The organism is Mangrovibacillus sp. Mu-81, assembly GCF_036867415.1.
Taxonomy (GTDB): domain Bacteria; phylum Bacillota; class Bacilli; order Bacillales; family Bacillaceae_B; genus Rossellomorea.
In genome coordinates this window covers 1-13380 of the sequence record NZ_JBAJHU010000011.1, presented here as the reverse complement: position 1 = coordinate 13380, position 13380 = coordinate 1, and the positions used below count along the sequence as shown (strand labels likewise).

11 protein-coding genes are annotated in these 13380 nt (G+C 46.8%); 5 read left to right on the top strand and 6 right to left on the bottom strand.

Features of this window, described 5'->3' with window-relative positions:
• Window positions 1-36 precede the first annotated feature (36 nt).
• The 3 genes from V6B33_RS17985 to V6B33_RS17975 form a co-directional block, all read right to left on the bottom strand.
• Window positions 37-1428 carry a sensor histidine kinase gene (locus V6B33_RS17985; protein ID WP_334219072.1) on the bottom strand — a complete coding sequence of 464 codons (1392 nt, stop codon included), beginning with the start codon at window positions 1426-1428 and terminating at the stop codon, window positions 37-39.
• The gene (locus V6B33_RS17980; protein WP_334219071.1) at window positions 1425-2105 is read right to left on the bottom strand and encodes a response regulator transcription factor; all 681 of its coding nucleotides are present in this window, start codon (window positions 2103-2105) and stop codon (window positions 1425-1427) included. The genes V6B33_RS17985 and V6B33_RS17980 overlap by 4 nt, the downstream gene beginning before the upstream one ends.
• Window positions 2106-2181: 76 nt before the next feature.
• Window positions 2182-2796 carry a DedA family protein gene (locus tag V6B33_RS17975; RefSeq protein WP_334219070.1) on the bottom strand — a complete coding sequence of 205 codons (615 nt, stop codon included), beginning with the start codon at window positions 2794-2796 and terminating at the stop codon, window positions 2182-2184.
• 632 nt (window positions 2797-3428) lie between these two features.
• Between V6B33_RS17975 and V6B33_RS17970 the strand changes: the two genes are divergently transcribed.
• Window positions 3429-4931, top strand: a complete 1503-nt coding sequence (locus tag V6B33_RS17970) for a malate:quinone oxidoreductase (RefSeq protein WP_334219069.1) — start codon at window positions 3429-3431, stop codon at window positions 4929-4931.
• A gap of 82 nt (window positions 4932-5013) precedes the next feature.
• Here the strand turns inward: V6B33_RS17970 and V6B33_RS17965 are convergent, their stop codons facing one another.
• The gene (locus V6B33_RS17965; RefSeq protein WP_334219068.1) at window positions 5014-5718 is read right to left on the bottom strand and encodes a DUF421 domain-containing protein; all 705 of its coding nucleotides are present in this window, start codon (window positions 5716-5718) and stop codon (window positions 5014-5016) included.
• A gap of 218 nt (window positions 5719-5936) precedes the next feature.
• Between V6B33_RS17965 and V6B33_RS17960 the strand changes: the two genes are divergently transcribed.
• Together V6B33_RS17960 and V6B33_RS17955 are read left to right on the top strand one after the other, a co-directional pair.
• Entirely contained in the window at window positions 5937-7325 is a 1389-nt protein-coding gene (locus V6B33_RS17960) for a YjiH family protein (protein WP_334219067.1), read from the top strand.
• A gap of 373 nt (window positions 7326-7698) precedes the next feature.
• Entirely contained in the window at window positions 7699-8901 is a 1203-nt protein-coding gene (locus tag V6B33_RS17955; protein ID WP_334219066.1) for an aminotransferase-like domain-containing protein, read from the top strand.
• Window positions 8902-9593: 692 nt separating this feature from the next.
• Here the strand turns inward: V6B33_RS17955 and V6B33_RS17950 are convergent.
• Entirely contained in the window at window positions 9594-10211 is a 618-nt protein-coding gene (locus V6B33_RS17950) for a sterol desaturase family protein (protein WP_334219065.1), read from the bottom strand.
• Window positions 10212-10447: 236 nt separating this feature from the next.
• On the opposite strand from V6B33_RS17950, the gene V6B33_RS17945 reads away from it, so the two are divergent.
• The gene (locus tag V6B33_RS17945; RefSeq protein ID WP_334219151.1) at window positions 10448-10681 is read left to right on the top strand and encodes an EAL domain-containing protein; all 234 of its coding nucleotides are present in this window, start codon (window positions 10448-10450) and stop codon (window positions 10679-10681) included.
• Between the two features lie 148 nt (window positions 10682-10829).
• Window positions 10830-11450, top strand: a complete 621-nt coding sequence (locus V6B33_RS17940; protein WP_334219064.1) for a DUF3298 and DUF4163 domain-containing protein — start codon at window positions 10830-10832, stop codon at window positions 11448-11450.
• Window positions 11451-11489: 39 nt separating this feature from the next.
• On the opposite strand, the gene V6B33_RS17935 is transcribed toward V6B33_RS17940, so the two are convergent.
• Window positions 11490-12749, bottom strand: coding sequence for an Nramp family divalent metal transporter (locus V6B33_RS17935; protein ID WP_334219063.1), 1260 nt, complete (start codon window positions 12747-12749; stop codon window positions 11490-11492).
• Window positions 12750-13380 lie beyond the last annotated feature (631 nt).

Below are 13380 nucleotides of genomic sequence, written 5' to 3'. Positions count from 1 at the left end.
CCTCCCCGGGATTTTTCCAGGGAACACATAACACGTTTAATTGGATTTTGATTTGGCAGGCAGCTCGACAATGAAAGACGTTCCTTCATTTTCTGTGCTTTTTACATGGATCCGGCCTCCATGCAGGTTGATGATGGTGGCAGCGATCGACAGCCCCAGTCCTGTTCCTTCGACGGAACGTGAGCGGGCTGTATCCACCCGGTAAAAGCGGTCAAAGATTCTTTCCTTCTCGCCCTCATTCATCCCTATGCCCGTATCTTCAAAGGTTATGAAAATCGATTCGTCCCTTTCCTCTATCCGGACTTCAATGCTGCCGTCGGGCTTGTTGTATTTTACCGCGTTTGTTAACAGGTTCTCCCAGACGGTGTGAAGCAGTGACGGGTCCCCGGTGATGTCCGTATCGGGCAGGGAATAACCGAGCATGATGCCCTTTTCGCTTATCTGCCACTGATAGTTCCGGATCAATTCCTTGATCTGCTTTCCGGCATTGAAGATTTCCGTGTTCATCATCTCTTCATTCCGGTCTAACGAGGCCAGGAGCAAGAGCTGCTTCGTCAATATCGACAGCCGATCGATTTCACTATTGATGACAGAGACATATACCTTCTTATCTTCCGGATTGATTGAGTCCTTCTCTAACAAATTTGTGTACCCCTTTATATTGGAGAGCGGGGATTGGATATCATGGGAAATATTTGAGATAAATTCCTTCCTCATGTCATCCATTTGTTCCAACTTTCGGGCCATTCGCAGAAAGCTTCGGGAAAGTTCACCAATTTCATCATGCCGTTCCCGATCGACTTCAACATGGAAATCCCCGTCCGAAAGCGATTTGGTGGCTTTCGTGAGCTTTGCTATCGGCTTAACTAAATAATGGGTGCTGAAGATGACGAGCAGGATGCTTAACAGGATCGTTAAGACAAGCAGCCAGGCGAAAAGGAAGTGCATTTCATTAAACAGAAGTTTGATATCAGGCCTGAGGAATAGTGCGTACCGTTCGCCGTTATGCTCAAGCGGCACGCCGATCGAGTTCTGTAATTCGTTCGCAAAAAAACCGGTAACGAATGTTTTCCGAGGAAACTGAAGGATCCCGTGGAAGACGTGGCCGTTCAAGACCCGTTCCTTGACGGAGTCGGAAAGGGTCTTGTCCTTAAACGGCGAACCGAAGAATGTCCCATCCCCGGATTCATCCACCAGGTAGAACTGATAGCCGACGGCGGAAAGACTTTCTAAGTATGCTTCTAAATCTATGTCGGGATGCCCTTCGGCAAACTCAGCGATGTTCAGTGCGATCGTTGTATTCTTCCGGTCATTATCCGGCTTTAACTTTTGCTGATAATAGGAATTTGACAGCACGAATGCAAGGATCCCGCTTATGATCATGATCCCGATCGTCATTCCGACAAATTTTATATAAAGAGACCTCATACGCGCTTGGTCTCCATTAAGTAACCGACCCCGCGCACCGTCTTTATTTGAACATCATCCGTTAGTGCAGAAAAGCGCTCCCTCAATCTTTTCACGTGAACATCCACCGTCCGTTCATCCCCTTCATAATCCAGCCCCCAGATCCGTTCAATCAAGTGCTCCCGGGAAAACACCTGCATGGGATGGGAAGCGAGGAAATAGAGCAGTTCGAATTCCTTTAAAGGCAAAAGAACGGTCCGGTCCCCGATCCTTACTTCATAATTGTTCTTATTGATCGTCGTCTCGCTGAGCCTGATGGACGATTCATCCGATTGCTTATCATAACGCCGCAACAGGGCACCGATGCGAAACAGTAATTCTTTCGGTTCAAACGGCTTGACCAGATAATCATCCGTCCCGGCCGTGAATCCTTCTTCTTTATCCTCGATCTGATTCCTGGCTGTTAGCAGGATGACCGGGATATCATACTTCCGCCGGATTTCCCTTGTTAATGCATAGCCGTCCATAAAAGGCATCATCACATCCACAACCGCCAAATCACACGCTTCCCGGTGAAGAACGCCCAGTGCTTCCGTGCCGTCTTTTGCCTGGAACACACGATAACCCGCCTCCGATAAGTTGATTGCGACCAGCTGTAAAATATTGATATCGTCATCTGCGATAAGAATCGTTGTCATGTGAAATTCTCCTCTGAATGGTTTTAATGAACATTGAATTTAAACGAGGAAGCATTGAGTTGCACGGCAGCGTGTCCTATTTAGTAAATCTCTTTCTCTTCCTGACAAATAAAACGGCAAACAGTATCAATAGAATGGCTAAAATGGCGTATACCACATTTGAATAAATATCCATATAGCCTGCGATGGTTTCCCATGAGCTTCCCACTGCAGCCCCGATGTTCACGAGGACGGCATTCCAGATAAGTGTCCCTGATGTCGTGAGCAGCAAGAAGGTACCAAAGTTCATACGCGCCATGCCGGCCGGTAAGGAGATTAGACTTCTTATTAATGGGACGAAGCGGCAAAAGAAGACGGTCCAGGCGCCGTATTTCGAGAACCATTCGTCCGCTCTGTGAACATCCTTTTTCTTCAAGCGGAGGAGATATCCCCACTTGTCGACAATCCTCTCCATTTTTTGCAGATCGATAAGCAATCCGATCCCATACAGTATGATGGCGCCTGCGACTGACCCAATTGTTGACACGGCGACGACACCGGGCACACTCAGTGAAGAATCGATCGTCATGAACCCTCCGAACGTAAGAATCACCTCCGAAGGGATGGGAGGAAATAGATTCTCCAGCATAATCAACAGAAATATACCTGTATATCCGAACTGCTCCATTACTTGTGTAATCCAGCTTTCCATTTTGTCCGCTCCTCTATATACCTTTAAACGTTTTCACATGTTCTTGCGGGGTCACCAAAATCGGCCCTGCAGAGTCGTATAGTATTATTCTATTTTATGTTTTCTTTCCTCCTGGAACAAGTAACTTCATTTACGCGGGTGAAGAAGTAACATGCCGTACCGATAGTTGATCAATTCATTTCCTTACGCCTGCAAACCCCCATGATCACCCGGTTTCATGCTTTCTTTCGACCTTGTGGATGGAATTCTCACTTTTTAATATGCTCTAAATAGTTTATAATTATCAGATAACAGTAGATATTTAGACTCATAAATCAGTATAATGAAATATGGTATGTTTAGTATTGTAACGGATAAGGTGTGTTCCCGGAGTGACGCCTTGCTTTGTTGTGAATTCCTGAGCAGGAGCGCCTACTCTTTTTTGAAGGCTCTATTCTAGAGGATTGTTGTTTACGTACATTGTGAAGGAAGCGTAATAAAGTGCGTACACGTGCTCTTTTCGAACGCAAGCTTTAAACAAAGCATTGTTAAAGTAACCGAAAATACCCAAGTTCCGGTATTTTCTCCTGAGTTATACAACAAAGTTTGCGAAAAGAGCCTTTTTGAAAATATAAAGAGTAAGGAAGGTTATCATGAGCAGCATACAGAAAAAGACAGACGTTATATTAATCGGTGCCGGAGTCATGAGCGCGACTTTGGGATCATTGCTGAAAGAATTGTCACCCCAATGGGAAATCAAAGTGTTTGAGAAACTTGCAAACGCAGGGGAAGAAAGCTCAAATGAATGGAATAATGCGGGGACGGGCCATGCTGCATTGTGCGAGCTTAATTACACGTCCGAGAAACCCGATGGAACGATAGATATCACGAAAGCGGTCAACGTCAATGAACAGTTTCAGATTTCAAGGCAGTTCTGGTCTTATCTTGTGAACAGCAATCTGATCCAGAACCCACAGGGCTTCATCAAGTCCCTGCCGCATATGAGTTTAGTGCAAGGAATAGAGAATGTAGCGTTTCTGAAAAAACGAATGGAAGCGCTGTCAGGCAATCCGTTGTTTCAAGGGATGGAATATTCGGAAGATGCCGGGAAACTGAAAGAGTGGATCCCTCTTATCATGGAGGGCCGCACGTCAACCGAACCGATCGCGGCAACGAAGATCGATTCGGGGACGGATGTCAACTTCGGTGAGTTGACACGCATGCTGTTTGACCATTTGAAGAGTAAGGATGTCGAGATCAACTACAAGCACAGCGTGGAGGATCTGAATCGGACGAGCGATGGATCGTGGGAAGTGAAAATCCATGACATCGACAGCGGACGGATCGAAACCCATACGGCTAAATTCGTCTTCATCGGAGGCGGGGGCGGAAGTCTGCATCTGCTGCAAAAAACAGGCATCCCGGAATCGAAGCATATCGGCGGATTCCCTGTCAGCGGATTATTCATGGTGTGCAACAAACCGGAAGTCGCAGCGCAGCATAATGCGAAAGTATACGGGAAAGCCAAGGTCGGAGCCCCTCCGATGTCCGTGCCGCATCTTGACACGAGATTTATCGATGATAAGAAAACGTTGTTATTCGGACCATTCGCCGGCTTTTCTCCTAAGTTCTTAAAGACGGGATCAAATATGGATCTGATCACGTCAGTGAAACCGAACAACGTCTTCACGATGCTCGCGGCAGGGGCGAAGAACATGCCGTTGACGAAATATTTGATCGAGCAGGTCCTGCAGTCGAAAGAACAGCGCATGGAAGAGCTGCGGGAATTCATCCCGAACGCCAAGAGCGAGGACTGGGATATCGTCGTGGCCGGGCAGCGCGTCCAAGTGATCAAGGATACAGAAACCGGCGGCAAGGGGACCCTGCAATTCGGTACGGAAGTGATCAGCGGGGCTGACGGCTCGATCGCTGCCTTATTGGGAGCGTCGCCGGGTGCTTCCACCGCAGTCCACGTCATGCTCGATGTACTCGGCAAGAGCTTCCCTCAGCATATGACAGAATGGGAACCGAAGATCAAACAAATGATTCCTTCTTACGGAATGAAACTATCGGAAAATCCTGAGCTGTTCCGGCAGATTCATGCTTCAACAGCGGAAACGCTTGGATTGAGCGAGAAGGAAGAAGCACTCAGTTAACTTTTTTGTATGTGGTAAGGCCAAAATCAATCCAGTTTGATGGGGTTGGTTTTGGCCTTTGTTTGTGTGGTCATGAATTGTCCTATTTATATAGAAACACCTTGAGGGTATCGTTCCGGTCAAGGGTGGCAAGCAGTACGTTCTTCGGTTCGGTCTGATAGTGTTTTTCGAGCCTTTCTATCACCCAGCGTTCGTCCTTCTGGATGTGAGTCAGCGCGGCTTCATCTATTTTTCCTTCTTTGATAATCGTCCTTGGAAAATCGAAAGGCTCTGTTTCCAGCTGGAGGGCATAAGGGGTAAGCGGTTCATATTTTGGATCGAGGAACACGGAAATCTTCCCGTCCGCCTCCCAAATCGCGAGTGCCACCTTCTTCACATCTTCAATTTTATCCTCCCGCAGCTCCTCCATTAGCACATCCAATGAGATTCTGGCTTTCTTCAGCCCTTTATTGAGTATTTTTCCATTTTGAACAAGCGTAATCGGCGGCGGTGTGAAGAGCTTTCTGAACCATGACCACTTCAGAAGGAGATATACTCCGCCCACATAGAGAACCACCAATACAATGGTCGTGATGATGGAACCTTTCAGTCCAAGGTTTTCATCAGAGAGCGGATGGGCGATGATGTTTCCGATCACCAGGGCAATGGCAAAATCGAGAGGTCTGAGCTGAGAAATCGCCCGCTGTCCCAGTACTTTACTGACTATTAATAAAAAGAAAAAAGCAACGACTGCCCGGAGAATCCACTCTGTGGCCGTAAGCGTTTCCTGGCTTTGAAAGAAATCCATGCATGACACATCCTTTAGTAAGCTGCTCTTTAGTTTTACACGGATGGGTCATTTTTATTTTGGGGATGGTGTGGTACCAAAAATTAAGGTCAATCTCTTTTATTTTCAAAACAAGGTTGTATATTTATACAATTCAATGTTATCTTATTTATATTCAGAAAATTTAAAGGACGATTCACGGTTTTGAATTATACAAATGCACCTGGGAGGGATTTCGTATGCAGGCAGAGAAGCTGCAACATGCTGAGGAGATTACTGGTAGAAAAGAGTTTACAGCGAAGCAATATATGAAGTTCTGGCTGCCTTCGTTGTTCGGGGTATTATTGTTTCTGATCCCGATTTCCATCGACGGAAAGGTGACGATCGGACTGGGCATCCTGGCCGACGGGCTGCAGGCGATAATAGCGGACTACATTCCTGTGATCATGACGGGCATCATCTGTTTATCTGCAATCGCGAGTTTAGCAGTCAGATTCACAACGGTCCAGATGGTTAAAAAGAGTCCGTTCCTGACCGCATTATTCGATGTGACGCCGTTTTGGCTCGTGTTGCGCTGGATCGGTGCGATATTCGCGGTTTTGACGTTTTTTCAGATCGGCCCGGAATACATATGGTCGGAGATTACAGGCGGGGTCGTGCTGTATGATTTGATCCCAGTGCTGATGGTATGGTTTTTATTCGCATGTTTATTCATGCCGCTGCTGCTCGAGTTCGGCCTGATGGATTTCTTTGGCACATTGGTACGGAATGTGATGGTGCCTCTGTTTAAATTGCCGGGACGTTCCTCCATCGATGCATTGGCATCGTGGATGGGAAGCGGGACGGTTGGCGTCCTGTTGACGACACAGCAATATGAAGGCGGGTATTATACGAAACGCGAAGCGGCGGTTGTCGCGACGAACTTCTCGATTGCGTCGATTGCCTTCAGCCTGGTAATTGCCAAGTTTCTAGCGATTGATCATCTGTTTGTCCAATTCTATCTGACGGTGGTCGTGACCGGTGTGATCGCAGCCATCATCTGTCCGAGGATCCCGCCGCTTTCCCTGAAAAAAGAAACGTATTACGAGCCGGTCGGGAAGCAGATCGAAGAGGACGTTCCTGCCGGGGTTTCCAATTTCCGCTGGGGACTTGAGACCGCAGTGGAAAAGGCAGATGGGGTCAAAAGTTTCCGCGGTGTGGCGGCAAGCGGAATCAAAAACGTGGTGGACATCTGGTTCGCGCTGATCCCGCTCGTCATGGCGATCGGGACGGTTGCTCTTGTGATTGCCGAATTCACGCCGATCTTTGATTATTTGTCCTATCCATTCGTCCCGCTGCTTGAGTTATTGCAGATACCGGAGGCAAAAGCCGCTGCACCGGCGATGATCGTCGGCTTTGCGGACATGTTCCTGCCGGCTGTCGTCGGAAGCGGGATCAAGTCGGAACTGACCCGTTTTGTCATCGGGGTCATGTCGTTATCTCAGCTGATCTACATGTCCGAAATCGGGATCCTCTTATTAAAATCAAAGATTCCCATTTCGTTCCTGCAGCTGTTCATCATCTTTTTGCAGCGGACAATCATCACTCTGCCGGTCGCAGCATTGATGGCTCATTTGTTTTTCTTTTAGGCTCTTTTCGCATACTTTGTTGCTTTACAAATAAGAAAACACCGGAACTTGGGTATTTTCGATCGTACGTCCATCATCTATTTAAGCTTGAGTTCGAAAAGAGTACGTTCACGCACTTCATTAAAACTCCTGGATGATGGACGTAAAGCAACAATCTTTTAGAAAACAGCCTTCTTTTAATGAATGTTTCACGTGGAACATCGTCCTCAGCAGGTTTACCAGCCATAAGTTGAACACCGGGTTCCATGTAAAGAAGAGAAAGCATTGGCAGCCGTCAATGCTTTCTCTTTTGTTGAATAGGAATAAGGGTAGAAGCCCCCAGGTTCTTCCTATACAATAAAATTAAACAACGAATGGAAAGGTGTTTGATCGCGTGAATCCTGAATCTTTTTTTTCAAAAGACATTAAACCTGCTTTAAAGAATGATCCGCCTGGTGAATGGATGCCTGTTATTCCTGACGGCTGCATCCGGCTGAGTTCGGGCTACCCAGATCCAGAGCTTATACCGGTGCAGGACCTGAAGAACTCGGTGTTGAAGCTTTTGGAAGAGGAAAAGGATCTGCCGCTTCACTATATTGGGAGCAAGAAAGTAAAGGACCTTAAGGCGACTCTTCAACTTCTGATGTCTGACCGTTCCATGGTGGTCGCGAGTGAGAATATAATGATCACTTCGGGTGCGTGTCAGGCAATCGACCTGATTGCCCGTGTCCTCCTAGACGACGAGACGGTCGTGGCGCTTGAATCCCCGACGTATATGGAGGCGCTCGAAATCTTTCAGAACTACACGAAGCACTTCATCAGTATCGAAGTAGACAAACATGGACTCCGGACCGACATTCTGGAAGAGGCGCTGGAGGAGCGCAGAAAGAATGGTGAAAAGCTCCCGAAAGTGTTGTATACAATCCCTACATTCCAAAATCCGACGGGGACGACGATGACGGAGGAGCGCCGCGAGCATGTCATGAGGCTTGCCGACGAATACGATTTCCTTGTGATTGAGGACGATGCATACGGGGAATTGTACTTTAACCAAGACACGAGCCCATTGAAGGCGAAGATGAGAAGAAATGAATCACGTGTATTGTATATCGGTTCTCTCTCAAAAGTGGTGGCACCCGGGCTTCGAATCGGCTGGGTGGCTGCCGAAAAGGAATTCATCCAGGCACTGTCATGGTTCAAGAAAGATCTTGACCATCCTTTTTCACAGGCAAGCGTAAGTCAGTTTCTGCATGATACGAATTGGGAAGTGCGCTATACCATCTTAAGGAAGGTGTACCGTGCAAAGTGCTCACTTATGCTGGCCGAACTTGAAAAATATATGCCTGATTCTGTTTCATGGTACGTCCCGCAGGGCGGATATTTCGTCTGGGTCAAGGTTCCGGGGACGGATACTTCGAAGCTCTTGGAAAAGGCCGCTGCAGAAGGGGTTTCCTACGTGCCGGGCAAGTATTTCTTCTTGAACCAGGAAGACGGTCTTGAGTATCTGAGGCTTTCGTTCAGTTATGCTAGTGAGAGTGACATTACGGAAGGTGTCAAAAGGCTTGGGAAAGTGATTCAATCGGCTGTTTCGGATTAAGATAGCCCATTCATCTCTTCAGGTAACGGGTTCGGATTTCAAATACAAAAACTAAATTAGCAATCCTATTCGCAACTGAATTAGACTGCTTCTTTTTGTTGGTATAAATCTGCCCTGAAATTCGAACCCCTTTTAACATGGTGTCATACGTTTTTGTCAGCATGAAGTTATACCAATTGATGTGCTGCGAATGCTATTTAACTAGCAGGGGGTGGGTGTTGATCCTTCATTGTAAGTAACCTCTGAATCTTTAAATAAGGGGACTTTTTCCCGTTATCCTGCATAATAGGGCTGGGGTCGGGGGATATAAGGGGAGTATTTCCCTTTAAGGCAAAGTAAAACGGTCCATTTTCATGCTTTTGGAGTAAATAGGGGGGATTTTTCCCTCTATTTACTCTATTTTTCGTGCTATCTCCTCAATAAGAGGAGCTTCTTCCCTTATTTTAGCATCATATTTTCTGCATATGCTAGTTGATTTGGAAATCGCTAACCAGTGCTTATCTTGGGATGAAAAAATGCTTGGAGACATATGTCTCCAAGCATTTTTCTTTATGATTTTCCTACAAATTTGCATTTAATGTTGGTGCGAATTACTATACGAAAAGCAAGGTTAATTCATATTTTGTACTTCAAAACAGAACCCATTACTCTTCAGGATAAATGCCTTTTTTTGCGGCGCAGTTTCAAGAACCTTACGCCCGCTTCTCCAAATCCTTTGCCGTCTCGCTCAGTTCTACGTCTTTCTCATCTTTCAGCGTCCCGAATAGCACATCGACAAACGGGGTGGACACGCCGTACCAATAGTTCTCGTTCTTGTAATGGTGCAGGACGTGGGTCTTTTTCAGCCATCTTCCGAACTTTGTCATTGGCTTCAGGGGGCGGTGGGCGATGTAGTGCTTCCACTCGTATAGAAAGAACATGACCAGGATACCTGTACTGAATGCCAGTGTGGCCGGGGCGGAACCTGACAGGAAATGAAAAATGAGACTCAGCGCCAATAAGCTCGGGGCGCTGTACCAGATCGGCAGGAATAGCAGCTTCAGGTCATTAGGTTTCTTGTGATGATCATAGTGCAGCCGTTTGATCAGCTTGAACAGGATTGTATTCTTCGGTGCTTTGATGTGAAAGAGGAAACGGTGGGTGAGATACTCGCTGAACATATAGGTGATGATCCCGACCATAATGAATAGAGGGGTGAAAATGGTCAGCTTCATAGTAAACAGGGAGGTGAGTACGGCAGCGAAAATGCACGCCATGATCAGAATGTCGATATGCAGGAAAAAGTCTCTGTAGATCCCTTTATTTTTCATTTTCATCTTCTCCAGTCCGTTTTTTCTACGTGTTCCCATTATATGTATAAAAAAGGCGGACTTGCAATCTTGTTTTCAGAAAATTTAAATAGATTCCTGGGAAATATTCTTGTTTTACTTATATATTTCTTTTTCTGCTAACTTTTGTATAATTTAACATAGGTGAGAAGAGGTTTTTCTAATTTGAAATTAAATGAGGTTGTTGTGTTATGTTCACTTTGCCTTAATCAGATGGAATACATATTCTTCATGGGGATAAGGATTCAGCATTGCTGAGGGCAATCATCACATTATGCTCTTCCTTGAAGCTGAAGGTGGTCATCGAAGGAGTCGAATCCCGGGAGCAGATCGATTTCATCAGTTCGATGATCGAGGTGCCTCATATACAAGGCTATTATTTCTCACCTCCATTACGGGAAGGGCCGTTTGCTGACTGGCTCATTGGAAGGGAATTGGTGAAGAATGCGTAAGGTGAAGGGGTTTAACGTTGAGAATACTGCTCTATTAGTATTGTTTTGATCATTTCGCGGGGACCTCAGGGCAGTCTGTCAGCCCCCTCTATGCACCTTGGGCGTCTTCAAGAATACTATGGGGTAAAAAGTGCAGAGGATGATCAAGATGCCCGTATCATTACCTGTAAGCATCCAAACGAGGATGATCAGCAGCGGACCGAAGCAGACGGTCTATTACCCGAAAGCCGCAGACATGCATAATCGGAATTTTCAACGAATCATTAACCGTACCATCGTCCATGAAACCCAGAAGCTGATTCATGAACAGGTCGGGAATATACCTTCGACCGTCGAAGAAATGCAGGGGTCTTTTGAAATCAAGAACAACCAGCGAGAGGTATTGAGTCTATCACTCTCCAACTATACGTATCACTACCATGCAGCGCACGGGATGACATTCATCAGGTCGCTGACGTTCGATCTCGAGAAAGAGAAGCTTTGCAGTCTGAAAGATTTATTCAAGCCAGGCAGCAATTATGTGAAGAGGATCTCCGACCTGGTGGCCTTGCAGATCAAACAGCGGGACATCCCGCTCCTCGGCGAGTTCACAGGCATCCGCCCCGACCAGGACTTTTACATCGCAGACAAGACGCTAGTAATCTATTTTCAACTCTATGAAATTACGCCTTATGTCGTCGGATTCCCGATGTTCCCGATCTCTGTGTATGATCTGCAGGATATCATCGAGGAAAGCGGACCCCTCGGGCGGATGGCAGTCAATAATTAAGCCGGGGATGCAGCATGATCCCCGGCTTCTTTTTTTATATTAAAAAATGGAAATCAACTTCGTCACCGCAAGGATCGCGAACAGCAGGATACACGCAGCGAAAACGATGTTTGCCAATGGGCTGTTCCGGTAGTCCTTGTCCACTTTTTTCGAATTCAAAAGCCAGATCAGGCTGAATGACAAGAACGGCATGAACAGCGCACCCAATGCTCCGTAGAGGATGATCAATTGGACCGGTTTACCGAAAAACAACAGCAAGAGAGGCGGGAACGTGAGCCATGCAAGGAAGAGTCGGTACGCCGGATCTTTCTCTGTCACGGGACGGTCAGTCCGTTTCTTGACGACCCTTACAAAGTCGGCGAACAGATATGGTACCCCGTTCCATACCCCTAACAGGGAAGAGAACGCCGCAGACCAGAAGCCGATCAGAAACATCCATGAGACGAATCCGCCATATTTATCCCCAAGCAGACCGGTCAGCTCGAACAGTCCTTGTTCCCCTTCCAGCTCAATACCTGTCCCATATAAAAATTGGCTGCCGACGATGAGTAAGGCAAGGGTGAAGATGGCCGTCATCGTGTAGGCTGCCTTCGAGTCCAGACGCATGGTCGGAACCCACTCCTTGCCGCTCCATCCCTTCTCCTTCAACCAATATCCGTACGAGGTCATCGTGATCGTTCCGCCGACACCACCCACCAAACCGAGCGCAAGCAGGAAGGAACCTTCCGGAATGGTCGGGACAAAGCCTTTCAGGAAATCACCCAGGTTAGGCAGGAATAAGGCTGCAGAGCCGACGACCGTCACGAACATCAATCCGATCAGAAACATCATGACCTTTTCAAACAGCAGATAGCGGCCGGTCCACACGAGCAGGAAACCGGCGATCGCATGGATGACGGCCCACGCCCAGAACGGCATGACCGGAAACATGGTCGTCATTGCAAGGGCACAGGCAGAGGCTGCGGCAGCGCCGTAGACAAAACCCCAGATGACCGCATAAATGCCAAAGTAACCCGTTGCCCATTTCCCCATCTCCTGCCAGCCTTCAAGGATTGTTTTCCCGGTGGCGAGATGCCAGCGGCCGACCCCTTCATTCAGGAAATGCTTGAGAATCGACCCGACGATAATCGCCCAGACGAACACCAGGCCGAAACCGGCCCCGGCTACCAGTGCAGCAACGAGATCCCCCGTACCGACACCGGTTGCAGCAGCGACGAATCCAGGTCCGATGAGTGCGATCCTCTTTTTGAAAGATTTAGGTGCTTTGAGATTTGTGTTCGTGTTCACTTCCATTGACATAGTGTTGCTCCTTTCCTGATGTAAGCGACTACATTTTTATGTAAGTTCTTTTTCGCATTCGTTGTTGCTGTCCACAATATTTCGATTGAACCATTGGAGTCCCGGTGCGAAAAGAGCATGTTCACGGGTTGGATATAGACTCCTTAACCAAAGTATTTATTCTTTGTGCAAAAAATTTAGAATATTAGTACTTTACTATGGTAAACGTTTTTGTTCAATCGATGCAACCTCTCGTTTGTTGGTGAGGGGCTGGTGCTTTTGAGGGATATGGGAAGCTGTTGATTCATTTTTCTTAGAAAAACAGGCTGTTTTCTTCCTGGATTGTTTTCGTTTTTGTTACTTTACGCTCATTTGGGGTGGTTCTGTTCATTCGAAAGTAATGTTTTAGCTGGGGACTGCAACTTTTTAAGATGTTCAGTTTGAAACCGAGCTGAAAAGAGGCTGGGACACAAGTGTTTTAGTCTGAATAAAACCCGAACTAATTTGAAATCAAAGTTCAAGTAAGTTCGGGTTTTTATTAGCTTTGTTCAAATGTCCATTTTGTATATAGCTTGTTCGAGCGGTTGATTGGAGTGCAAGACGAAGACTCCTGCGGGAAAAGTAGCTTATGTGAGACCCCGCAGGAGCGAAC

Coding starts and splice junctions, on each gene's coding strand:
- V6B33_RS17985 (WP_334219072.1), bottom strand. CDS start 1,428: ATGAGGTCTCTTTATATAAAATTTGTCGGAATGACGATCGGGATCATG.
- V6B33_RS17980 (WP_334219071.1), bottom strand. CDS start 2,105: ATGACAACGATTCTTATCGCAGATGACGATATCAATATTTTACAGCTG.
- V6B33_RS17975 (WP_334219070.1), bottom strand. CDS start 2,796: ATGGAAAGCTGGATTACACAAGTAATGGAGCAGTTCGGATATACAGGT.
- V6B33_RS17970 (WP_334219069.1), top strand. CDS start 3,429: ATGAGCAGCATACAGAAAAAGACAGACGTTATATTAATCGGTGCCGGA.
- V6B33_RS17965 (WP_334219068.1), bottom strand. CDS start 5,718: ATGGATTTCTTTCAAAGCCAGGAAACGCTTACGGCCACAGAGTGGATT.
- V6B33_RS17960 (WP_334219067.1), top strand. CDS start 5,937: ATGCAGGCAGAGAAGCTGCAACATGCTGAGGAGATTACTGGTAGAAAA.
- V6B33_RS17950 (WP_334219065.1), bottom strand. CDS start 10,211: ATGAAAAATAAAGGGATCTACAGAGACTTTTTCCTGCATATCGACATT.
- V6B33_RS17940 (WP_334219064.1), top strand. CDS start 10,830: ATGCCCGTATCATTACCTGTAAGCATCCAAACGAGGATGATCAGCAGC.
- V6B33_RS17935 (WP_334219063.1), bottom strand. CDS start 12,749: ATGTCAATGGAAGTGAACACGAACACAAATCTCAAAGCACCTAAATCT.